This window comes from Streptomyces sp. NPDC058697 (assembly GCF_042715345.1).
Classification (GTDB): domain Bacteria; phylum Actinomycetota; class Actinomycetes; order Streptomycetales; family Streptomycetaceae; genus Streptomyces; species Streptomyces liliifuscus.
On sequence record NZ_JBHXSU010000014.1, the window covers coordinates 17,470 to 39,539 of the forward strand.

Sequence of the window (22,070 nt, forward strand, 5' to 3'; positions counted from 1 at the left end):
TTTCCAACATGGAAAACATCGTTCCCGAAGATCCTGCCCGTGCTCGCGCGGCTCTCGACAGCGTGGACACGGCCCGTGCCTCCATCGCGGACCTGGCCGCCGCCCCCTGGTGGTACCACGCCGGTCTCGGCCTCGGCGTGGGCCTCGTCTTCGCCTCGATCGACGTCGGCGGAAGCATGGTGCCCTCGGGCGTCATCGTCGGCGGAATCCTCGTCCCGACCGCGCTCACCGTGGGCGTCGCCCGCTCCAGGGGCGTCTCCGTCAACCGCTCACTGGCCGGCCCGGGCACCCGTCAGCTCAACGGTCTGTACCTGATCGCACTCATCGCCCTCGGCGGACTCGGGCTGGTCCTGAAGCTGGCCGCGGACCTGCCGGGTGCCATGTCGGTGGCCGGTCTCCTGGCGCTGGCCCTCACCGTCTACGTCAGCAGGCGCAACGACGAGGCCCTGCGCCGCGACCTCCGCCGCCGGGCATGACCACGACCGGCCTCGACGAGGTGATCCATCCCGCACACCGGCTACAGATCTGCGCCATGCTCGCGGCGGTGGAGTCCATGGAGTTCTCCGTGGTCCGCGACGCCCTCGGGGTGAGCGACTCCGTCCTGAGCAAGCAGATGAAGGTGCTGCAGACGGCCGGCTATGCGACCGTCAAGAAGGCACCCGTGAACTCCCGCACCCACACCTGGCTCGCTCTCACCGACGCGGGCCGCAAGGCTCTGGCCGGACATCTGACGGAGCTCCGCCGCATCGCCGCACTGGCCGACCCCGCGAGACCTCTGCCCGACCCCGCGAAGCCGTAGCCACCCCTCGGGCCGGCGACGCCGCAAGTCGAACTCCCCGGTGTCGTAACCTGATTCGGCCGTACGGCCCCGCGTAATCCTCGGCGGTACGCCGGGGCCGTACGGTGAAGCGCTCGGGACGTGACATGCCTGCTCAACAGCGCATCACGCAGGTCGTGCCGAAGCCGCGGCGAGCTCAGCGGCCCGGTCCGGGGTGATGGCGCCGAGCAGCACGGTGTCCATCGGGACGGAAGCGAAGAGTTCACGGCCGGCCCGGGCCACTTCGTGGGCGGGTACCTCACGGAGCAGTCGCGGAAGACGCGGCAGCCGGGCGGCATCCCACCCCGCGGCGGTCAGCTGGCGGAGCAGGTCGGCCTGGGTGGCCGGCGAGTCGAAGGCGCCGAGTGCCTGCGCCGCGCAGAACTCACGGGCGGCCTCCACCTCCACGCTGCCGAACGGCTCCTCGCCCGCCCGACGCAGTTCCTCTCGGATGCCGGTGAGCGTCTCCTCGGCGAGGTGCGGTGCCACCCGTGCCCGTACGAACACCCTGCGGGCGTCCAGCACGACGTCCCGTCCGGAGTACGCCTCGTAGCCCTCGGCCGTCACTTTGCGCAGGCGTGCGGCCAACCGGGAGCCGAAGTAGCCGCCGAAAACGGCCGTGGCCAGATAGCGGGCCGCCTCGGCCGTCCCGGCCGGCTCCCCCGACGTCGCCGGCTCCGGTGCACAGAGGGTCAGATGCAGTTCGGGCTCCGTCTCGGAGCACAGCACCAGCAGGCGGCCGCCCGCGTTCCGCCGGTCGTCGCGCTCCCCGTGAGGTGGGCCGACGGGCGCCCATCCGGAGAGCGCCGTCTCCGCTGCCACGGCGGCACGTTCCGGATCGATGTCTCCGAGCAGCACGAGGGTGCCGCCCCGCGGGTCCCAGGCCGTCGTCCGGCTCTCGCGAGGCCCGGGGCCACCGGTGTCCGTCGCCGACCAGTGACGGCGTACCGCGTCGTCCATGAGGCGCTGTGCCGTCGGGCGGACGGTCCGGCGTCCGGCCCGGTGCCCGGTGAACGCCCCGTGCGGGAAGACGAGTTCGTCCAGCAGGGCAAGCCAGGCCGGCAGTTCCTCCGACGGCAGGTACCCCGTGACGTCCAGCCACTGTCCGTCCACGGATGCCTCCATGGCGCCGCCCATCGCCATCGCACGGTCCACCGCCCGGGTGTGGGCCAGGCTGCGACGCAGCACGGCTTCGGCCTCGTCGGGCTCCCGCCCGCCGAACGGCCTCAGAGGCAGCCGCAGCCTCGCCTCCAGGGACGGGGCTCGCCGATCGGCGAGTGCGACGACGCGCAGGCCATTGCGCAGCGCCGTTTCGTGGAAAGGCGCCGGGCCCGACGTGAAGGGCGGTCCGTACGGCGGGATCGGACGGGGCGCCGGCCGCGTCCGGGCAACAGGAACACCGCCGCTCGGCGCCGTCGCCGGACCGGTGACTGCCGGGGCCGACGGCCGGCCCTCGGACAGGAACGGGAGGCGAGGACGGGTACGGGCGGTGCCCGGGCGCATCACCAGTACTGTCGCCGGAACCTGGGCCAACGTGCCGGCGGCGTGGGCGACTTCGTCGGGGCCCACGGCCGCGAGGAGGTCCGGTACGCGGTCGAGGAGGTCGGCCCTGCCGAAGAGGATCTCCAGTCGGCCCAGGGCACGGCACCGGGTCTCCAGGTCGCCGTGGCGCCGGTGGTGCTCACTCCGCATCAGCCGTACGGTCCGCCGGACCGCCTCAACCGGAGGACTGTCCGCCCACTCGGCCCACCGCCGGGCGACCGCGACCACCACTTCCTTCGGTTCGGTGTCCGTCGGCAGCAACGCCGTGACCACCAGGGCGTCGGGGTCCCTCGCGTCCAGCGGGCCGAAGAAGCCGCAGCTCGTACTGAGCGCGGGCAGTCCCGCCGCGGGTGGACCCTGCTCGCTGGTGAGTCTGGCCAGTACGGCGTGCGCCAGGTAGCCCCGCACGTCCGCCCGCGGGTCGGGCAGCCGGTGCCCGGTCGCCAGCGCCGTCGCCGTGATCCCCGGTTCGGCGCACTCCACCCAGCGTTCCTCGCGGGGGCAGGGTTCGGTGAGTTCGGGAGCGGGCGTGACGGGACGGGACGGTATGCCGCCGAAATGCCGTTCCACCAACGCGCGCGTGCCCTCGGGGTCGGCCGCTCCGACGACGGTCAGCACCGCGTTGCCGGGCGCGTAATGAGCCTCGAAGAACTCCTCGCAGTCCGCCACCGTGACGGTGCGCAGCCGGTCGGCCTCGCCGTACCCGTCGTGCGCGTTGGCGAAGGTCTCGAAGAGCACCGTCGGCATCAGGGGCCAGGGAAAACCGCCGTACGGTCTGCCGTGCACCGCCTGGTGGATCTCCGACTCCACCCCGCGCAGTTGCTCTGCCAGCGCGGCCTCCGTGAACAGCGGGGCCCGCATCCGGTCCGCCTCGGCGAACAGGGCCCGCTCCAGCGCCTGGGCCGGCACCACCTGGTAGTAGTCGGTGTAGTCCTGGTGCGTGGTCCCGTTGGCCCGGCTGCCGAAGCGGTGCACATGGTCGTAGAAGCGCCCGTCGGGAAGGCTCACGCTGCCGCGGAACATCAGATGCTCGAAGAGGTGCGCGAACCCCTCGCGGCCCGGCGGTTCGGACCGGAACCCGGTGCCGTAGTGCACGGCGACCGCCACGCGCGGCTGCGGGAACCGGCTGTCCAGCACCACACGCAGCCCGTTCGGCAGGGTGAATCCGTGCAGCCCGGGGTGCGGATTGTCGGTGCTCATGACGTGCATCTCCCGCTTCACAGATCGATCAGGAACATCAGGAACGTCGCGTAGTGGTCGAACCCTGCCGTGTGCCAGCCGACGTACGCGGCGATGTCGTGGACGTGCAGCAGAATGCGCAGCGCCGCCGCGCGGTTCCACTGCGTGCCGACGGCCCGCCCGTACCCCTCGAAGAGCGCCTCCAGGAGCAGCTGCCAGCCCTGCTGGTCGCCGCCCAGCTGCCATTTCAGCTCGACCAGTTCGCCCAGCACCCAGCCCAGGTCGAAGTACCAGGGAGCCGCGGCGAGGTCCTCACCCGTCAGCAGGGCGGCAGGGCCGTCGCCCCCGGCAACCAGCGAACCGAGCCCCGGCGCGCCGTGCACCAGAGTCACGTCGGTGTCCTCGGCGACCCGCCGGCACCAGGTGGTGACACGGAACCAGCGCTCGGCCCCCAGGCGGTGCTGCAGTTCGGCACCCACGTACGCGGCGCGGGCGACCGGCGCACGTCCCGTCAGCCAGGTGTCGAGCCGGACCAGGCCCCGGGGCGGACCCAACCCCTCCCCGGCGGACGGCGGACCTTCCGCGTGCAGCTGACGCAGCGCGAGACCGAGCCCTCGCAGGGGCTCCCGCAACTGCGGCAGTGGGCCGCCGGACAGCAGCCGGTTCGCCACCGATTCCCCGCCCGCGACCGTGTAGACCCGGCCCTGGCCCTCGGCCCGGCCGAACGCCAGACGGGCGGCCCCGTCCCGGCCGGCCGCCACCGGCCGGTGGGTGGGACCGGCACCGGTGACGGGCTGAAAGGGCGCGGGCGCCAACGGGCCGGTGGTCCTCGTCCATTCATGGCCGCCGGATACGGCGCGAACCGAGGTATGCAGCAGATCGGTGCCGTACGCCGTCATCTCCGGAGCAGCCTCACGCCCGCTCACGGGCGAGCCAGGTCTGCGGCGAACTCGGCCGGGACGGTGGGTGGTTCCCTGTGCGGAGGGTCGGCCTCCAACTCGGCACGGCGCCGTTCCAGCATGTCGATGACCTCCGGCAACAGGGGTGGCACCCATGCGTCGGCGCGACCGGTGGTCAGGCTGACGCCGGGGTGCGGCGGGGCGAGAACGATGTTGGGACGGGCTGCCAGCGTGGCCCAGTGCGTCTGGAAGGCCGCGCTTTCCAGTCCGCCCGGTGGCAGGGCGGGGGCCACCGCCACAGGGGCCCGGGTGCAGTGGCAGGCGAGCAACGCGGGCGAGTCGGCCAGACCCAGCGCCAGCCGGGCGACGAAGTGGAACGTCGCGGGATAGACCACGACCGCCTGGGCCCACTCGGCCAGCTCGACGTGCCGGGCCGTTCCCTCGTGCTCGGGCCACTCGTCGAGCAGCACCTCGCCACCCCGGTGCAGGCGCCCGGCCAGCGCCTGGCGCGTGACGAAGCGCTGGGCGCTGCGGGTGAGCACCATCTTGACGGCCAGCTCCGGATAGGACAGCCGCAGCCAGTCGATCCAGTACGGCATCCCGGTCGCGAAGGCGGAACCGGCGGTCACCACGAGCAGCCGCTCGACGTTCAGATCGGGCACCTGGGCATCCGGCGCCCTGGTCCCCGGGAGGCGGGAGTCCGTCACGACGTCACCTCCGCGAGGATCGTCTCCAGCTCGCGCAACGCGACCTGGCCGCCGTACGTACCGTTCACCCCGGTCACGTTCAGCACGATCTCGTCGACCCCCGCCTCCTGGAACGCCGCGAACTCCTCGGCGAGGATCTTCGGCTCCCCGTACAGGAAGGCCCGCCCCTCCACGAGTGCGGCGGCACCCGCGGCCGGGTCGGAGCTGTCGGTGTCGATGCCCGAGCGGCGCAGCATGTCGACGTAGTGCGGCAGCCGGAGATGACCGATGTTGCTCGCCAGCGCCAGGGTGGCCGGGTCACGGTCCGGGCCGGCCAGGGCGACGGGGACGATGGACACCAGCCGCGGGACAGGACGCCCCGCGGCCTCGGCGCCCTCACGCAGGGCCGGAACGATGGTGTCGCGCAGATAGGCGGCCGGTGTGAGCCAGGTGATGGCCGTGTCGGCCACCTCGCCCGCCAGCCGGGCCATCCCCGGCCGCAGCACCCCGAGTCCCACCTCGATGGAGGGCCGTGGCACCGGAAGCAGTTTGCCGTGGCAGGTGAAGTACTCGCCGTCCTGCTCGACCAACTCGCCGTCGAGCAGGCCGCGTACGGCCGTGAGGTACTCGCGCGACGCGGTCAGAGGGCTGCGGTAGGGGGCACCGCACATGCTGCGCTGCAGCACCGCCGCGCCCGGTCCGAAGCCCGCCACCACGGTATGCCCGGTCGCCACCGCCACCGACTGGGCCTGGAGCGCGGCCTCGTAGGGGTGGGTGAACGGCATGAGCGTCACGCCGAGTCCGACCGGGACCCGGAAGCCCGCGGCGGCGGCATAGGTGAAGGCCTGGTGCGGCTGATTGAGCATGGCCTGGCCCTGCCACAGCCGGTGCGCTCCACTCCACTGCGTGAGTGCGGCATACGGCAGGATCTGCTCGGGCCGTGGCGGGGCGAACGGCATGAGAACGGAGTACCTGGTCATGGATCGGTGGCGCGTGGATCGGTCATTCACGGGGCGGCTCCCGGCCGGTGTCGTGGGGCGGTTTCCGGCCGGTGTCATGCTCGGCTCCCGACGGGCCGGGCCGGCTCGCGGGACGAGGTGCTGAGTACCTGCCCGCTCACCAGGTCGGCGTAGTCGGGGCAGCGGTCGAGGAGCCCGAGGTGGGTGCCCTGATCCACCACCCGGCCGGCGTCGAGCACTATCACGTGGTCGGCGTGCTGAACGGTGGAGATGCGGTGGGCGACGACCAGGACGGCACGGTCGGCAGCCATGTCGTCCACCACGTCCCGCAGTTTCTGTTCGTTGACGGAGTCCAGGTGCGAGGACGGCTCGTCGAGGAGCACCAGCCGGGCGTCGGCCAGCACCGCCCGGGCCAGCGCCAGACGCTGACGCTGCCCGCCGGACAGGTTGACCGCACCGCCCAGGACCGTGTCCAGGCCCTGCGGCAGCTGTCGGATCTCCTCCGCCAGGCCGACCCGGTCGAGGGCGGCCAGCAGCACGGGGTCGGACGGTGCGTCCTCGCGCCCCAGCAGCAGGTTCTCCCGGACGGTGTCCTGCAGCAGGGTGCAGGACTGGTCCACGTACGCGATCCGGGAGCGCAACTCGGCCAGCGGCCAGTGGGACAGGGCGCGCCCCAGCACCTCGATCCGGCCGGAGTCCGGCTCCATGAAGCCCTCGATCAGGCCCAGTGTCGTCGTCTTGCCCGATCCCGAGAGTCCGACCATCGCGGTCAGACCGCGCGCGGGGACAGTCAGTGCGGCCTCCCGCAGCACCGGGCGGTCGCCGTATCCGCAGACGACGTTCTCGAAACGTACGGCCACGGAGGCACGGTCGGCCTTGAGGTCCGCCCCGTGGTCCGGCCCCGTGTGCCCGGAGACCGGCAGGGCGGCACGGGCCGACGTCTCCGTCGGCAGCGCGAACAACTCGTCGAACCGCTTGCTGGCGACCAGGCCCATCTGCAGGCCGCTCACGCCCGACGCCGCCATGATCAGGGGAGCGGTGAGCTGGAGCAGATACAGCAGGAAGGCGACGAAGTCGGCCAGGGTGAGGTGGCCGTCGAGCATCCGGCTGCCGCCGCCGATCACCACACTGACCAGCGCGATCTGCTGGCCGAGGTTGATGATCGGAACCATCAGGGACTCCATGAGGGCCGCCCCGGTCGACAGTTGGGCCACCTTCGAGGCACGGTCCGCCAGCCGGTCGCCGACGATCTTCTCGGCCCGGTAGGCCTTGATGATGGTCAGTGAGTCGAGCGCGGCGACGAAGCCTTGGGCCAGTTCCGCGACCTCTCCCTGGACGGCCGTGTACTTACGGCGCAGGCCCTTGACGACCAGGGTGATGAGCCCCACGGCGACGAGGAAGGCCGCCACCGTGATGAGCAGCAGGACCCAGTCGAGCAGCCCCATGATCACCAGCGTGCCCAGCACCGTGACTCCGGCCATCGGCAACTGGATCGGGCCGATGTCGATGAGGTTCTTGACCATGGCCGCGTCGGCGGTCAGCCGGGCCACGAGATTGCCGGGGCCCTCGCTCTGTGCGTCGCCCAGCCGCAGGTCGAGGGAGTGCCTCATGGTGCGGACGCGCAGCTCGCGGATCAACTGCTGGCCCATCCGGCCCAGCAGATATGCGGCCAGCGCCCCGGCGGCGGCCGAACCGAAGCCGGCTCCGACCATCGCCAGCACCCACAGGGTGGGACTCTCGCCACGCTGGATGACGGCGAGCAGCCTGCCCACCACCATCGGCAGCGCCAGCGTCGCCCCGGTGGAGACCAGCGCCAGCAGGCCGATGACGACGACCTGGACGCTTTTGCCGTGGGCCAGTTCCCGCAGGACTCGCAACGGCGGCGGTCCCTCGGCGTCCATGGCCATGTCGGCGTCCTGTACGTCTTTCGCTTTCCTCATGCCCAACTCCCCCTCCTGGCCCCGCCGTCAGTGCGCCGCACCGTGCAGGGCCTCCCTGACCTTGACGATTCCGCCGTACCTGAGCAGGCCCCCGCGGTAGACACGGCCGCCGACGCGGACCAGGACGGCGATCGCCAGGAGCATCAGCGCGAACGCCACGGCCACCTGCCACCACGGCACCTGGGTGACCGCCATCCGCATCGGCATCGCGGCCCACGACAGTCCCGGCACCATCGACACGATCGTCAGCAGCGAGTCGTCCGGACCGCCGCGCACCGCCAGGGCCGGACCGGCCAGGCTCAGCATCTGGAGCATGTTCACCGGCCCGATGACGTGGTTGACGTCCTCCTGGCGGGAGACCAGCGCGCCGGCCACCGCGTAGAGGGTCACGAACAGGGCGTAGCCGGGGACGAACCACAGCAGAAGGTTGGCTGCGGTACCGACGGCGCCCAGCGGTGCCCTGAGCACGCCGAAGCCGATCGCCGCGATCAGGGTCGCGGTCGTCATCAGCAGGATCTGCACCAGGGCGGCCGCACCGAGGCCCACGATCTTGCCCGCCAGCAGATGCCAGGCCCGGACCTTCGCGAGCAGCACCTCGACTATGCGGCTGGACTTCTCCTCCGCGACTCCCTGGGCGACACCCAGACCGGAGATCAGCATCAGGACGAACAGCAGGAACACACCGATGCCCGCGGTCATCGTCCGCTCCTGGGTCTCGGCCGCGTCCGCGTCGAGGGCGCTGACGCGCAACAGCGGTGGCGCGAGCGCGCGCTCGGCCTCGCCCGGCGCCGCGCCGAGGGCGTTCAACCGCTCGACATGGCGGGCCGTCTGCTCGGCCTGCTGGATCACGCGTCCCAGGTCGTCCGGCAGGTTCCGCAGCACGAGTACCTCGCCGCCGGGCAGCACCGCGGCATCGAGCGTCTTGTCCCGTACGGCCGTCCGGGCACCGGCCGCGTTCGCGTACTCCTTGACCGTGGCCTGGTGCCGGAGCGCCGCGGCGACGGTGCTCCGCTCCCCGACGACGCCCACCGCCGGGGGACCTTCGGCGTCGCCCTTGATGACGCCGGTCAGCGAGAACGACAGGCACATCATCGCGACGGTCACGATCACCGACGCCCAGAAGGCCTTGTTGCGCAGTTGCCCGGTGACCTCGCGGGCGGCGACGATCCTGATCAGCTCCAGGTCCGTGCGCCTGCCCCCGGTGCGCTCCGGCAGGGCCCGCGGGTCCGTACGTCCCTGCGTGTGCGCGTCCCTGCTCATGCGGCCACCGCCTCGCGGAAGATGTCGGCCAGCGCGGCCTCGTGCCGGCCGAAGTACTCCACTCGCCCCACGGCCTGTGCCACGGCGAGGGCTTCCCGTGCCGCCCGGTCGGAGTCCAGCTCCAGCGTGGTGACGCCGTCCTCCTCGGCCAGCACCCGCGCCCCGGAGAGACCCTGCGCCCACGCCGGCGGTACGTCCGTCACCGACAGACGCAGCCTCCCGGGACCGGCGTCGCGGCGCAGCTCGCTCACGGTTCCCTCGGCCACCAGGCGGCCGCCGCGCAGGATCCCGACTCGGTCGCACAGCCGCTCCACCAGCTCCAGTTGGTGGCTGGAGAAGACGACCGGCGCTCCTTCACGGGCACGCTGGAGGAGTACCTCGGCCATCGCGTCCACCGCCACCGGGTCGAGCCCCGAGAACGGCTCGTCGAGAACCAGGACGGCCGGATCGTGGATGAGCGCGGCGATCAGCTGGACCTTCTGCTGGTTGCCGAGGGACAGCTTCTCCAGGGCGTCCTTGGGGCCTGCCACCACACCCAGGCGCTCGATCCACTCCGCGGCACGCCGCCGGGCCTCTCGTGGCCGGACGCCGCTCAGCCGCCCGAAGTAGACCAGTTGGTCGAGGGGCGTCATCCTGGCGTAGAGGCCTCGCTCCTCCGGCATGTATCCGAAGCATCGGCGGGAGTGCGCGTTCACCTCGGCGCCGTTCCAGCTCACCGTGCCCGAGTCCGCCTCGGCCACGCCGAGGGCGATCCGCATCGCGGTGGTCTTGCCCGCGCCGTTGGCCCCGCAGAACCCGAAGAGTTCGCCGGGTCGTACGGCGAACGTCAGCCCGTCCAGGACACGGCGGTCACCGAAGCTCTTGCTGACGGTGTCGAAGCTCAGCACGGCGAGAACTCCAGAATCGACCGTACGGGAGTCGCCGGGCCCTCCCACGTCACACGCAGGCCCGCGGCCGCGGCCAGGGTCTTCAACTGGTCGACGGTGCGCACGGGGGCGGGCATCGTGGCCCGCAGCCACAGCTCCAGGGCCGCCGACTCCGGCTCCTCCCGCGGTACCTGGAGGTTCACCTCGGCGAGCAGGACCTTCCCCGAGGAACCCGCGGCCTCGGCGCAGCGGCGCAGGATCGCCGTGGCCCGCTCGTCGGACCAGTCGGCGAGGATCGCGGACAGCAGGTAGACGTCACCGCCCGCGGGCAAGGGATCGAAGAAGCTGCTCACCATGACCTCGGCCCGGTCACCGAGACCGGCGGCGGCGAATCTGCGGCGGGCGACGTCGGCCACGTTCCGCAGGTCGACCAATGTGCCGCGCAGGTGGGGTTGTTGACGCAGCAGCTCCCTGAGGATGGCGCCGGTGTGGCCTCCCACGTCAACGACTCGTTCGGACCGGGTCCAGTCGTAACTCTCGAGGATCAGTTCGGCGCCCCAGCCGAGTTGCGGGCCGCTGTCGCCCTGTTCCAGCGCCTCGACGAAGGCGGGGTCCTCGTTGACGCTCTCCCAGTAGCCGCGCCCGAAGACGGTGGCATGCGCGGGCTCACCCGTGCGCACCGTGTGCAGGATGTTCACGAGGGCCAGGTGGGACCGACCGTGGAGGCCGTCCATCGTCAAGTGGCTTCGCAGGCTTGCCGGATGGTCCGCGCGCAGCCGCTCACCGGACTCGGTGACGGCGTACACGCCGCCGTCGTCCCGCCGCAGCACTCCCCTCGCCACGAGGTGGCGCAGGAGCAGGTCCAGCAGGTCCGGGCGGGTTCCGGTGAGTTCTGCCAGCTTCACCACATCGGTGCCCCCGGCACCGAGATGGTCCGCTATGCGGAGGGTGGCCGCGGCACGGATCGCGGCGGGCGTCAGGAGGTCCGCCATCTCCAGCAGATCTCCGCGGTCCGGTTGGTGCGCCATCGGTCGGTTCCCATCTGGTGTGCGGATGAACGAGGTTGATCGGGCGGAAGGTGAAGAGGGGGAGAGGGGAAGACCGCCGGGCGGCCGACCGCGGGTACGGGGGATGGTCCGCGGCCGGCCGACCGGCGAGCCACGATCAGCAGCCGCCGCTGATCGTCCTGGCCGAGAACTGGCTGGCGACGAAGCTGGCGGTGGCGCTGGCGATGCAGGCGGGCGAAGTGGCGGGCGCCTCGGCGACGGCCGTCACATTCAGCTCACGGACATCGCTGTAGGCCTCATAACCGGCCATCAGCTCCATGATCGCGGTGGTCTTCTCCATGAGATCTCCCTCTCTTCGTGCGCTCCTCGCGGAGCACCACCGGCACTCACCGGCAGACTTGAGAGCCGACGATCAGCAGGTCAGCTCGTACGTGGCACCACTGACCGCACTCGCCGACGCGGCACACCAGGTGGAACTGGCAACACTGGCCGCACAGACCGGAGTCGTCGCCGGAGCATCGGCCGCCGCCGAAATGTTCAACTCGTCGACATCCGCGTAGGCGTCGTAATGCGAGACGAGCTCCATAATGGCCATGGACTTGTCCATCGATTTCTCCTTTTCTCGATATTCGATTCCCGTGCCGTGCCGTCGACTCAGGCAGACGCGAGGTTTGATTCCGGCGAGCCCTCGGGCGCCGCCGGAAGTTCAGGGGAGGCGCTGTTCCGCGCCGGATCGGCGGGATCGATTCCCGCCTCGGCGAACCGGGCTCCGACCGTCTGCTCCACGGGCGTTCCGTCCGCCGCGCTGTCGAGCAGGGCACGGGCCAGGGCAGTGGCCCGGTGCTGTCCGAAGCTCAGGCCGGACATGCCGGGGCGGTCGTCCTCGGGTTCCCGGGCCACGGCGATACCGCGGGCCACCGGCTCGGCGAAGACCGAGGTCTCCCGCCCGATGCCGGGCACCCCTCGCAGTGCTTCGGCCAGCTCGGGCACCCGCTGCCACGACTCCTGCCCCAGGTAGACCACCAGGGCGTCCCGCCGGGGATACAGAGCCTTGGCCGAGAGGATCTTCGAGCGATACGCGATCCCACGCTCCTCAAGATGACCGAGGGTCCTCGCCCAGACCGGAGCGGCGTCCTCCCAGCGCGCTATGTGGACGTAGACGCGCAGAAGTTCACGGTGCGGGTTGCGCGGCAGCGAGCCGTCCACCACGAAGAACCCGGGTGACAGAGCGGGCCGACGCGCGGGCACGTCGAGTGTCACCACCTGGCCCGCGGTGAGCGGGCCGTCTTCCCCGATGCTCTCTGCCGGCACCCACACCCGCACCCCGTCCCACTCGACCAGGGCGCGCGCCGCCGTGCCCCCGCTCTCGGCCGGAGGAACATGCACCCGCGCACGGGCGGTGCTCCGCTCGTGCGGCACCGCCGCGCCGAGGACACGTTCGAACGCCTCGTCGCGCAGGCGGAAGGACAGCGCCCCCTTCGCCACGAACTGGCCCGCGTGCAGGATGTCGTACAACGCCTCGGCCAGCAGCCGGCGCATCTCCCGTGGGCTGTCCGCCTCGATCTCCCGGTCGTCGACCCACGCGCGGGAGCGGTCGGGGGCGACACTCACCCGGCCGAGGGCGTCCCGCAGCCTTGGCGGCAGTGGGCCGGGCGCGGCTTCGACGAGACCCTCACTCATGCGGCTTCCTCACGTTCCTCGAATCCGAGCGTGGTCACGAACCTCTCTGGGCTGACCAGTGCCGCCCTGCCGATGCCGGCGGCTGCCCGCTCGATGCCGGAGAGCCTGGACGTCCTCGACGCGCCGGCCATCAAACGGTCCAGCAGATGCCAGCCGGCGTAGGCGGTGGCCCGGGTGGCAAGCGCGGCGTCCATCCCCGGCCGCACCTGCCGGTAGCCGTGCCAGAAGCCGCGCACGAGCGGCAGCAGGCGCTGCATCTTCTGCACGCCGCGGCTGAGCACCGCCTCGTGTGTCAACTCAACGTCCAGGAACACCGAGTCGCCCCGCGTGGTGACGATGTCGAGAACCGAACGGTGCAACCACTCCCCGGCGAACGCGCCGACGTCACGGGCTGGGTCCGCCAGTCGGAACTCCTCCCAGTCCGTCACCAGGAAGTCGTCGCCCGTGACCAGGAACTGGTCGACGCGCACATCGCAGTGGGACGGCACCCGGGGTGCTTCCCGCTCCCGGGCCCGCAGCTCCCCGATGGCCTTGACCAGCACCTCGTCGGTCTGCATCAGCCGCCACCCCTGCAGTTCCGCGAAGCTCAGGGACTCGAACACCGGTAGCGGAAGCCCCTGCAGAAAGCTCAGCGGAGGATGCGGCGGCGGGGACTGGTCGAGTTCCTCGAAGTCGGGGACCGGCGCCTCGTGCAGCAGCCCGATCGCCCTGCCGACGTTCTCGGCGAGTTCCGGGCCGAAGCTCTCGTCGATCATCAACTCCGCGCCGCTGCGCGCGCCTTCGACATAGTCGTACGCCACCAGCCCCGCCGACTCGTCACCGCCGAGGAACGCCGGACCGCGCAGCGCGGCCGTCGGCAGCCCTTCGGCGAAGCGTTCGAAGGAGAGCAACCGGCGCATCCGGGCCCTGACGTCCGCTTCGGGCCCGATCAGGTGCTTGACGAAGACCTTCCGCCCACCGGTGGTGGCGCCGGCCCAGGAGTCGTTACGGCCGACCGGCGCCGTCAGGGAGTCCCTGACGAAGGCCCCGGTCCCCAGCTCGACGAGGAGCGCGTCCACCGACGGGACCTCGTCCAGATCTCGCGGCTTGAACGTCGCCGCACTGCTCTTCCCCACAAGCCCTCACAGAATTCGGAGAGTTGACTCGACAGACCACTGGCTCGAAAGAGCTACTGGCATCAAATAGCGAGTCGCTGCCGGCAAATGGCATCCCGCTGCCGATGAATGGATTTCTACTGCCAGCCATTGACCTGCACGGGGAGCAGCGGAAGAACGTTCTCCTGGATCGCGGAGAGCAGATGTGCGACTGCGTCGGAAGGACGCTCACCAACAGCTGCGGCGGAATGGACGCCAGGCGTGTTCCGCTCTTCCGCAAAGGCACTTCCGGACATCATCGGCGAACCGGCGATCAACAGCGCTGCTCCGGCTGCGAATACAACGCGGACACCGGTCTTGGAAACGACTGAATGGAAATTCCTGTTCACTGCTCCCCCTAAAATTCCCTCTGCCCAAGACTTTGTCAGCGTCCAGGCACGCACTCCACAGAAAACGCTGTCATTTTCATGCAGGCGGTGGTCAGCTTGATGCAGCCGCCCGGTCGGTGGGAGCCGGAAAACGTGGAGGGGCCCGGAGGTTCGGGTGAACCTCCGGGCCCCTTCTACGGGCTGCGCGTGCGGGCGTCAGTCGGGCGGTGTCAGTCCGACTGCTGTCGCTTCGGGCGCCACACCACCAGCGCGCTCGTCTGCTGGACCTCCTGGTACGGGACCAGGTCGCGGCGGTACGAGGCGTGGACGGCGGCCTCGCGCTGCTGCATCGCGGCCGCCGCGCCGTCCAGGGCCGCTTCCATCTCCGCGACGCGGGACTGGAGCGCGGCGACCTGGTTCTCCAGTTCGATGATGCGCTTGATGCCGGCGAGGTTGATGCCCTCGTCCTGCGACAACTGCTGGACGGTGCGCAGCAGTTCGATGTCACGGGCCGAGTAGCGGCGGCCGCGCCCGGCCGTGCGGTCGGGGGAGACCAGGCCGAGGCGGTCGTACTGGCGCAGGGTCTGCGGGTGCAGGCCGGAGAGCTGGGCGGCCACCGAGATGACGTACACCGGTGTTTCTTCCGTCAGCTCATATGCGGAATAAGAACTCTGTCGACGGCGTCCGGTTGCGTCCATGGTGTCCTCATGCTCCCTTCGCGGCCTGGAACAGCTCCGCCCGCGGGTCCTCGTCCGCGGTGGCCTCGCGATACGCCTCAAGCGCGTCACGAGCCTTCCCCGTCACGTCCGTGGGGACACTCACCTCGACGGTGACCAACAGGTCCCCGCGGGTGCCGTCCTTGCGGACCGCGCCCTTGCCACGGGCGCGCATCGTACGGCCGTTGGGTGTGCCCGGGGGCAGCTTCAGGGTGACCGGGGGTCCCCCGAGCGTGGGCACGCGGACCTCGCCGCCGAGCGCCGCCTCCGTGAAGGTGACGGGGACGGTGACGGTGAGGTTGTCGCCCTTGCGGCCGAAGACCGGATGGGCGTCCACATGCACGGTGACGTACAGATCGCCCGCCGGCCCGCCCCGCTCGCCCGGTGCGCCCTTGCCGCGGAGCCGGATGCGCTGGCTGTCCGACACCCCGGCCGGGATACGGACCTGCATGGTGCGGGACGACTTGGCGCGCCCCGAGCCGTTGCAGACCAGGCACGCGTGCTCCGCGATCAGGCCGCGGCCCTTGCAGTCGGGGCACGGGTCGGTCAGCGAGAAGCCGCCGCCCGAGCCCCGCGCGACCTGGCCGGTGCCGACGCAGGTCGGGCACACGCGCGGTGTGCCGTTCTTGTCGCCGGTGCCCGAACAGGCCTTGCAGGGGGACTGCGAGGTCATGCGGAGGGGAACGGTCGCCCCGTCCACGGCCTCGGTGAAGCTGAGCGTGACCTCGGTGTCGATGTCCTGGCCGCGCCGCGGCTGCGTACGCGTGCCGGTGGTGGCGCCACCGCGGTTGAACAGCCCGCCGAACACGTCACCGATACCGCCGCCGAAGCCGCCGGCGCCGCCCTGGCCGCCCGCTCCGCCCTGACCGGGGCCGCCTCCGAAGAGGTCGCCCAGGTCGAAGTTGAAGTTGCCGCCTCCGGCGCCGGGCCCCGGCCTGAACCCGCCGTTGCCGAAGAGGGCGCGGGCCTCGTCGTACTCCTTGCGCTTCTTGGGGTCCCCGAGGATGTCGTTCGCCTCGGAGATCTCCTTGAAGCGGTCCTCGGCCTTCGCGTTCCCCTTGTTGGCGTCCGGGTGGTACTCGCGGGCGAGTTTCCGGTACGCCTTCTTGATCTCGGCCTCGGTGGCGTCCTTGGGGACGCCGAGGACCTTGTAGTAGTCCTTCTCGATGAAGTCCTTGGTGCTCATCCTCGACGCCCCTCCTTCCGCACGCCACTGTCACGTACGCGCCTGGTGTTCGTGCTGCATACGGGCGCGCGTACGCCCTGTTTCACGTCAGCCCTCGTCCGGGCCACCGCTCTCCTTGTCGTCGGCCGCCTGGGTCGCGTCCGTCTCGTCGCCCTTGACCGTCTGCGCGCCCGGCTGCGGCTCGGCGACGGCCACCCGCGCGGGGCGGATGGTGCGCTCGCCGAAGCGATACCCCGGCTGCAGAATCGCCACGCACGTCGTCTCGGTGACGTCCGGTGCGTAACTGTGCATCAGGGCCTCGTGGATCGTCGGGTCGAAGGGCTCGCCCTCCTTGCCGAACTGCTGCAGACCCATCTTCGCCGCGACGGTCTCCAGCGACTCGGCCACCGACTTGAAGCCGCCGACCAGTTCGCTGTGGTCCCGCGCGCGGCCGATGTCGTCGAGCACGGGCAGGAGCTCGGTCAGGAGGTTCGCGATGGCGATCTCCTTGACCGCGATCCGGTCGCGCTCGACCCGGCGGCGGTAGTTCTGGTACTCGGCCTGGAGCCGCTGGACGTCCGCCGTGCGCTCGCCGAGCGCCGTACGCACCTGGTCCAGCTGGGCGGTGAGGCCCGCGATCTGTGCTGCTGCTGCCGCGTCCCCGGCCTGGGCCGCCCCCTCCTCCACGGAGGGGGCCGGCTTCGGCTCGGCGTCTTCAGGGGTGGCGCCGGAGGGGACGTCGGGCTGCTCGTCGAAGCCCGGGGTCTCCTCTGTCACGCGGCACCGTCCTTGCGGTCACGGTCCTCGTCGACGATCTCGGCGTCCACGACGTCGTCGTCGGCGGCCTTGGCACCGGCGCCGGCGTCGGCACCCGGGGCCTCGGCGCCCGCGGCACCCTGCGACGCCTGCGCGTCCGCGTACATCGCCTGGCCGAGCTTCTGGGAGACGGCGGCGACCTTCTCGGTGGCCGTACGGATCTCGGTGGTGTCCTCGCCCTTGAGAGCGGTCTTCAGCTCCTCGATGCTCGACTCGACCTCGGTCTTGACGTCACCGGGGACCTTGTCCTCGTTGTCCTTGAGGAACTTCTCCGTCTGGTAGACGAGCTGCTCGCCCTGGTTGCGGGACTCGGCGGCCTCGCGGCGACGGTGGTCCTCGTCCGCGTACTGCTCGGCCTCCTGGCGCATCCGGTCGACCTCGTCCTTCGGCAGCGAGGAGCCGCCGGTGACGGTCATCTTCTGCTCCTTGCCCGTGCCGAGGTCCTTCGCGGTCACGTGCATGATGCCGTTGGCGTCGATGTCGAAGGCGACCTCGATCTGCGGGACCCCGCGCGGGGCCGGCGGCAGACCGGTCAGCTCGAACATCCCGAGCTTCTTGTTGTACGCCGCGATCTCGCGCTCGCCCTGGTAGACCTGGATCTGCACGGACGGCTGGTTGTCCTCGGCCGTCGTGAAGATCTCGGACCGCTTGGTCGGGATCGTGGTGTTGCGCTCGATGAGCTTGGTCATGATCCCTCCCTTGGTCTCGATGCCGAGGGACAGCGGGGTCACGTCGAGGAGCAGGACGTCCTTGACCTCGCCCTTGAGGACACCGGCCTGGAGGGCGGCGCCGATGGCGACGACCTCGTCCGGGTTCACACCCTTGTTGGCGTCCTGGCCGCCGGTCAGCTCCTTGACGAGCTCGGCGACGGCGGGCATACGGGTGGAGCCGCCGACGAGAACGACGTGGTCGATCTCGCTGAGCTGGATGCCCGCGTCCTTGATGACGTTGTGGAACGGCGTCTTGCAGCGCTCCAGGAGGTCGGCCGTCAGCTGCTGGAACTGGGCGCGCGTGAGCTTCTCGTCCAGGTGCAGCGGGCCCTCGGCGGACGCCGTGATGTAGGGCAGGTTGATCGAGGTCTCGGTGGAGCTGGACAGCTCGATCTTGGCCTTCTCGGCGGCCTCGCGGAGGCGCTGGAGGGCCATCTTGTCCTTGCCCAGGTCCACGCCGTGGCCCGCGGAGAACTGCTTGACCAGGTAGTCCATGACGCGCTGGTCCCAGTCGTCACCACCGAGGTGGTTGTCGCCGTTCGTGGCCTTCACCTCGACGACGCCGTCACCGATCTCCAGGAGGGACACGTCGAACGTGCCGCCACCGAGGTCGAAGACGAGGATCGTCTGGTCGTCCTTGTCGAGGCCGTACGCGAGAGCCGCCGCGGTGGGCTCGTTCACGATGCGCAGGACGTTCAGGCCCGCGATCTCACCGGCCTCCTTCGTCGCCTGACGCTCGGAGTCGTTGAAGTACGCCGGGACGGTGATGACCGCGTCCGCGACCTTCTCGCCCAGGTACGCCTCGGCGTCGCGCTTCAGCTTCTGCAGGATGAACGCGCTCATCTGCTGCGGGTTGAAGTTCTTACCGTCGAGCTCGATGGACCAGTCCGTGCCCATGTGACGCTTCACCGAGCGGATGGTCCGGTCCACGTTCGTGACCGCCTGGCGCTTGGCGACCTCTCCGACGAGCACCTCACCGTTCTTGGCGAAGGCGACGACGGACGGCGTGGTCCTGGCGCCCTCGGCGTTGGTGATGACGGTGGGCTCACCGCCCTCCAGAACGCTGACGACGGAGTTAGTCGTGCCCAGGTCGATGCCGACCGCACGTGCCATTTCAATTCCTCCAGCAATGACTTGAGTGGAACAGGCTCAAGTGTGCACGACGCTCACCGCTGGGTCAACAGAGGTGAGTCGTGGGGGCTCAACTCTTATCTCATCCTTACGCGCAATTAGGCCCTGACCTGCGGGGTCGGATGTCGGCTGCGGGCCGGTGGGGGCTGGTCGCGCAGTTCCCCGCGCCCCTAAAGGGGCACGACTCACTCAGGCAAGCCTCAGCGACGCAGATCACCGCACCCCTGACTACAGTGCGGACACAGGAGTGGGTAGTCTCAGAGGACTGCATAAGTTACCGCTTAGTAATCAATCTTCGGGGAACCGGGAGACCCACCCCGAAGAGAACCTCGCAGGCCCGAGGAGTCCCGAAATGCAACTCGCCGCGATCATCGTGTCGCTGGTCCTGACCGTGGTCGGCGTTGCGCTCATCGCCCGAGCCGTCGCGCAGATCTACCGGTTCGTGAAGCTGGGCCAGCCGGTGCCGGCGGGCAGCCGCACCGACAACCCCAAGGCTCGCACGATCACCCTGGTGAAGGAATTCCTGGGTCACACCCGGATGAACCGCTGGGGCATCGTCGGCTTCGCCCACTGGTTCGTCGCGATCGGCTTCCTGACGCTGCCGCCGACCCTCGCACAGGCGTACGGCCAGCTCTTCGAGGCGGACTGGACGCTGCCCGTCATCGGCGGCTTCCTGCCGTTCGAGATGTACATCGAGTTCATCGGCGTGATGACGATCCTCGGCATCGCCGTGCTCATCGCGATCCGGCTGCTGAACCTGCCCTCCCGGGCCGGCCGCAAGTCCCGTTTCGCGGGCTCCAAGGCCTGGCAGGCGTACTTCGTCGAGTACGTCATCCTCACCATCGGCCTCGCGATCTACGCCCTGCGCGGTCTTGAGGGCGCGATCCACCACGTCGAGCACTACGAGGCCGCGTACTTCGCCTCGTACCCCCTGGTCCTCGCCTTCAAGGGGCTCTCCCTCGGCGTGCTCCAGAACCTCGTCTACCTCGTTGCGATGATCAAGATCGGCACCTCGCTGATCTGGATGATCACCGTGGCGCTGAACACCAACATGGGTGTCGCCTGGCACCGCTTCCTCGGCTTCCCGAACATCTGGCTCAAGCGGAACGCCGAGGGCGGCACCGCGCTGGGCGCCCTGCTGCCGATGACCTCGGGCGGCGAGCCGATCGACTTCACCGACCCGGGCGACGACGACGTCTTCGGCGTCTCCCAGGTCGAGCAGTTCTCCTGGAAGGGCATCCTCGACTTCTCCACGTGCACCGAGTGCGGGCGCTGTCAGTCGCAGTGCCCCGCCTGGAACACCGGGAAGCCGCTCTCCCCGAAGCTGCTGATCATGTCGCTGCGGGACCACGCCCACGCCAAGGCCCCCTACCTGCTCGCCGGTGGCGGCAAGGACATGGAGGGCAACGAGAAGGCGACCGCGGAGCAGCTCAAGGACGTGCCCGCCGCCGCCCTCGCCGAGGCCGAGCGGCCCCTCATCGGGACGCTCGAAGAGAACGGCGTCATCAACCCCGACGTGCTGTGGTCCTGCACCACCTGCGGCGCCTGTGTCGAGCAGTGCCCCGTGGACATCGAGCACGTCGACCACATCGTCGACATGCGCCGCTACCAGGTGATGATCGAGAGCGCGTTCCCCTCCGAGGCCGGGACGATGCTCAAGAACCTGGAGAAGAAGGGCAACCCCTGGGGGCTGGCGAAGAAGCAGCGCCTGGAGTGGACCAAGGAGGTCGACTTCGAGATCCCGGTCGTCGGCCGCGACATCGAGGATCTCTCCGAGGTCGACTACCTCTACTGGGTCGGCTGCGCCGGTGCGCTCGAAGACCGCGCCAAGAAGACCACCAAGGCCTTCGCCGAGCTGCTGCACATCGCGGGCGTCAAGTTCGCGATCATGGGCGGCGACGAGAAGTGCACCGGTGACTCCGCCCGCCGCCTGGGCAACGAGCCCCTCTTCCAGGAGCTCGGCATGGAGAACGTCTCCGCGCTGAACATGGCGTTCGGCGAGGAGATGGACGACGAGGGCAACTTCACCGCCGAGTCGAAGAAGCCCAAGTCCGCGAAGAAGATCGTCGCGACCTGCCCGCACTGCCTCAACACCCTCGGCAACGAGTACCCGCAGCTCGGCGGCGACTACGAGGTCATCCACCACACCCAGCTGCTCCAGCACCTGATCGACGAGGGCAAGCTGATCCCGGTGACCCCGGTCGAGGGCCTCATCACCTACCACGACCCCTGCTACCTGGGCCGTCACAACAAGATCTACACGCCTCCGCGCGAGATCATGTCGGCCGTCCCGGGCCTGCGCCAGCAGGAGATGCACCGCCACAAGGAGCGCGGCTTCTGCTGCGGTGCCGGTGGTGCGCGGATGTGGATGGAGGAGCGGATCGGCAAGCGCATCAACAACGAGCGCGTCGACGAGGCCCTCAGCCTCAACCCGGACATCGTCTCCACCGCCTGCCCGTTCTGCCTCGTCATGCTGACCGACTCGGTCAACGGCAAGAAGAACGACGGCAAGGCGAAGGAGTCCATCACGGTCGTCGACGTGGCCCAGCTGCTGCTCGACTCCGTGAAGACCCCGCTCGACGACGAGCCCCCGGCGGGCGAGGCCGAGTCGGAGAACGCACCGGAGCCGCAGCCCGTGAAGTGACCGGAGCACCGGCCGGTGAACCGGCCGGTGGCCGGAGAGCCTCACCCCCGTAACGAAGCACCCCATGTCCTGGTTCAGCCCCGGGACATGGGGTGTTGTCGTGCCGGGCTCAGGCGATCGGGGTCGTCTGGGCCAGGGCTATGTGCCAGGCGGCGTCCTCGTCGCGGGTCAGGACGTAGGTCATCGCGCCGCGCGCGGGGAAGTCGGACGGGCCCTGCGCGTCCGGCCGTTCGTCGTGGACCGTCTTGGTCAGGCTCACGATGGCCACGTCGGGCCGTACGAACCGGATGTCGTCGACCTCCAGCGTGGTCCTGACGTCCCTGAGCGGGGAGGCGAGCGCCGCGGTCATGGCCGCCGCGAAGTCCTCCCGTCCGAAGACACGCCGGCCCGCGAGGTTGATGAGCACCAGGTCGGAGGTGTGCAGGGCCGGCAGCACGTCCGGATCGGTCTGGGCCTCCTGGCTGCGCGCGACGAGTTCGCGGATCCGTCGCTCCTCGGTGTCCTGGGCGGAGAGGGCGGGGTTCGTGGCGTTCGTGGTGTCCATACGGAGAACGTAGAACCTCAACTTTGGTTCAGGTCAAGGCATTCAAG

21 protein-coding genes are annotated in these 22,070 nt (G+C 70.2%); 3 read left to right on the forward strand and 18 right to left on the reverse strand.

Translation table 11 applies throughout. The annotated features are described in order from the left end of the window. Positions 1–8: 8 nt before the first annotated feature. Together ACFWXQ_RS28965 and ACFWXQ_RS28970 are read left to right on the forward strand one after the other, a co-directional pair. Positions 9–476 carry a hypothetical protein gene (locus ACFWXQ_RS28965; RefSeq protein WP_383935434.1) on the forward strand — a complete coding sequence of 156 codons (468 nt, stop codon included), beginning with the start codon at positions 9–11 and terminating at the stop codon, positions 474–476. Continuing rightward, a complete protein-coding gene (locus tag ACFWXQ_RS28970) occupies positions 473–799 on the forward strand; it encodes a transcriptional regulator (protein ID WP_383935432.1) in 327 nt (108 codons plus the stop codon). Before ACFWXQ_RS28965 ends, ACFWXQ_RS28970 begins: the two co-directional genes overlap by 4 nt. A gap of 144 nt (positions 800–943) precedes the next feature. Here ACFWXQ_RS28970 and ACFWXQ_RS28975 read toward each other — a convergent pair whose 3' ends face one another. From ACFWXQ_RS28975 to dnaK, 17 genes are all read right to left on the reverse strand, one after another. Beyond that, complete coding sequence (locus ACFWXQ_RS28975; RefSeq protein ID WP_383935430.1) at positions 944–3,559, reverse strand: M16 family metallopeptidase; 2,616 nt, start codon at positions 3,557–3,559, stop codon at positions 944–946. A 17-nt stretch (positions 3,560–3,576) separates the two neighbouring features. Then, the gene (locus ACFWXQ_RS28980) at positions 3,577–4,464 is read right to left on the reverse strand and encodes a hypothetical protein (protein ID WP_383935428.1); all 888 of its coding nucleotides are present in this window, start codon (positions 4,462–4,464) and stop codon (positions 3,577–3,579) included. Then, a complete protein-coding gene (locus ACFWXQ_RS28985) occupies positions 4,461–5,144 on the reverse strand; it encodes a flavoprotein (RefSeq protein ID WP_383935426.1) in 684 nt (227 codons plus the stop codon). Before ACFWXQ_RS28985 ends, ACFWXQ_RS28980 begins: the two co-directional genes overlap by 4 nt. After that, positions 5,141–6,082, reverse strand: a complete 942-nt coding sequence (locus tag ACFWXQ_RS28990; protein ID WP_383935423.1) for an LLM class flavin-dependent oxidoreductase — start codon at positions 6,080–6,082, stop codon at positions 5,141–5,143. The genes ACFWXQ_RS28985 and ACFWXQ_RS28990 overlap by 4 nt, the downstream gene beginning before the upstream one ends. Before the next feature lie 95 nt (positions 6,083–6,177). Continuing rightward, on the reverse strand, positions 6,178–8,022 hold the full coding sequence (locus ACFWXQ_RS28995; protein WP_383935421.1) for an ABC transporter ATP-binding protein: 1,845 nt from the start codon (positions 8,020–8,022) through the stop codon (positions 6,178–6,180). A 27-nt stretch (positions 8,023–8,049) separates the two neighbouring features. Beyond that, the gene (locus ACFWXQ_RS29000; protein ID WP_383935419.1) at positions 8,050–9,282 is read right to left on the reverse strand and encodes an ABC transporter permease; all 1,233 of its coding nucleotides are present in this window, start codon (positions 9,280–9,282) and stop codon (positions 8,050–8,052) included. After that, positions 9,279–10,169: an ABC transporter ATP-binding protein gene (locus ACFWXQ_RS29005; protein ID WP_383935417.1), complete on the reverse strand. Its 891-nt coding sequence runs from the start codon at positions 10,167–10,169 to the stop codon at positions 9,279–9,281. Before ACFWXQ_RS29005 ends, ACFWXQ_RS29000 begins: the two co-directional genes overlap by 4 nt. Then, entirely contained in the window at positions 10,163–11,176 is a 1,014-nt protein-coding gene (locus ACFWXQ_RS29010) for a methyltransferase (protein ID WP_383935415.1), read from the reverse strand. The genes ACFWXQ_RS29005 and ACFWXQ_RS29010 overlap by 7 nt, the downstream gene beginning before the upstream one ends. A 136-nt stretch (positions 11,177–11,312) precedes the next feature. Then, on the reverse strand, positions 11,313–11,495 hold the full coding sequence (locus tag ACFWXQ_RS29015; RefSeq protein WP_383935413.1) for an LxmA leader domain family RiPP: 183 nt from the start codon (positions 11,493–11,495) through the stop codon (positions 11,313–11,315). Positions 11,496–11,567: 72 nt separating this feature from the next. Continuing rightward, complete coding sequence (locus ACFWXQ_RS29020) at positions 11,568–11,762, reverse strand: LxmA leader domain family RiPP (protein ID WP_383935411.1); 195 nt, start codon at positions 11,760–11,762, stop codon at positions 11,568–11,570. 47 nt (positions 11,763–11,809) lie between these two features. Beyond that, positions 11,810–12,835, reverse strand: coding sequence for a T3SS effector HopA1 family protein (locus ACFWXQ_RS29025; protein ID WP_383935409.1), 1,026 nt, complete (start codon positions 12,833–12,835; stop codon positions 11,810–11,812). Next, positions 12,832–13,950, reverse strand: a complete 1,119-nt coding sequence (lxmK, locus tag ACFWXQ_RS29030; RefSeq protein WP_383935408.1) for a class V lanthionine synthetase subunit LxmK — start codon at positions 13,948–13,950, stop codon at positions 12,832–12,834. The genes ACFWXQ_RS29025 and lxmK overlap by 4 nt, the downstream gene beginning before the upstream one ends. Positions 13,951–14,066: 116 nt before the next feature. Further along, complete coding sequence (locus ACFWXQ_RS29035; protein WP_383935407.1) at positions 14,067–14,318, reverse strand: hypothetical protein; 252 nt, start codon at positions 14,316–14,318, stop codon at positions 14,067–14,069. Between the two features lie 209 nt (positions 14,319–14,527). Beyond that, entirely contained in the window at positions 14,528–14,995 is a 468-nt protein-coding gene (locus tag ACFWXQ_RS29040; RefSeq protein WP_055615521.1) for a heat shock protein transcriptional repressor HspR, read from the reverse strand. Positions 14,996–15,002: 7 nt separating this feature from the next. Then, positions 15,003–16,199 (reverse strand): molecular chaperone DnaJ, encoded by a 1,197-nt coding sequence (dnaJ, locus tag ACFWXQ_RS29045; protein ID WP_055615522.1) that lies wholly within the window; start codon positions 16,197–16,199, stop codon positions 15,003–15,005. 87 nt (positions 16,200–16,286) lie between these two features. Then, complete coding sequence (gene grpE / locus ACFWXQ_RS29050; RefSeq protein WP_383935406.1) at positions 16,287–16,955, reverse strand: nucleotide exchange factor GrpE; 669 nt, start codon at positions 16,953–16,955, stop codon at positions 16,287–16,289. Further along, the gene (gene dnaK, locus ACFWXQ_RS29055; RefSeq protein ID WP_383935405.1) at positions 16,952–18,817 is read right to left on the reverse strand and encodes a molecular chaperone DnaK; all 1,866 of its coding nucleotides are present in this window, start codon (positions 18,815–18,817) and stop codon (positions 16,952–16,954) included. The genes grpE and dnaK overlap by 4 nt, the downstream gene beginning before the upstream one ends. Positions 18,818–19,187: 370 nt before the next feature. On the opposite strand from dnaK, the gene ACFWXQ_RS29060 reads away from it, so the two are divergent. Beyond that, entirely contained in the window at positions 19,188–21,479 is a 2,292-nt protein-coding gene (locus ACFWXQ_RS29060; protein ID WP_383935403.1) for a heterodisulfide reductase-related iron-sulfur binding cluster, read from the forward strand. A gap of 109 nt (positions 21,480–21,588) precedes the next feature. On the opposite strand, the gene ACFWXQ_RS29065 is transcribed toward ACFWXQ_RS29060, so the two are convergent. Continuing rightward, the gene (locus ACFWXQ_RS29065; protein WP_383935401.1) at positions 21,589–22,023 is read right to left on the reverse strand and encodes an SgcJ/EcaC family oxidoreductase; all 435 of its coding nucleotides are present in this window, start codon (positions 22,021–22,023) and stop codon (positions 21,589–21,591) included. Between the last annotated feature and the right edge of the window lie 47 nt (positions 22,024–22,070).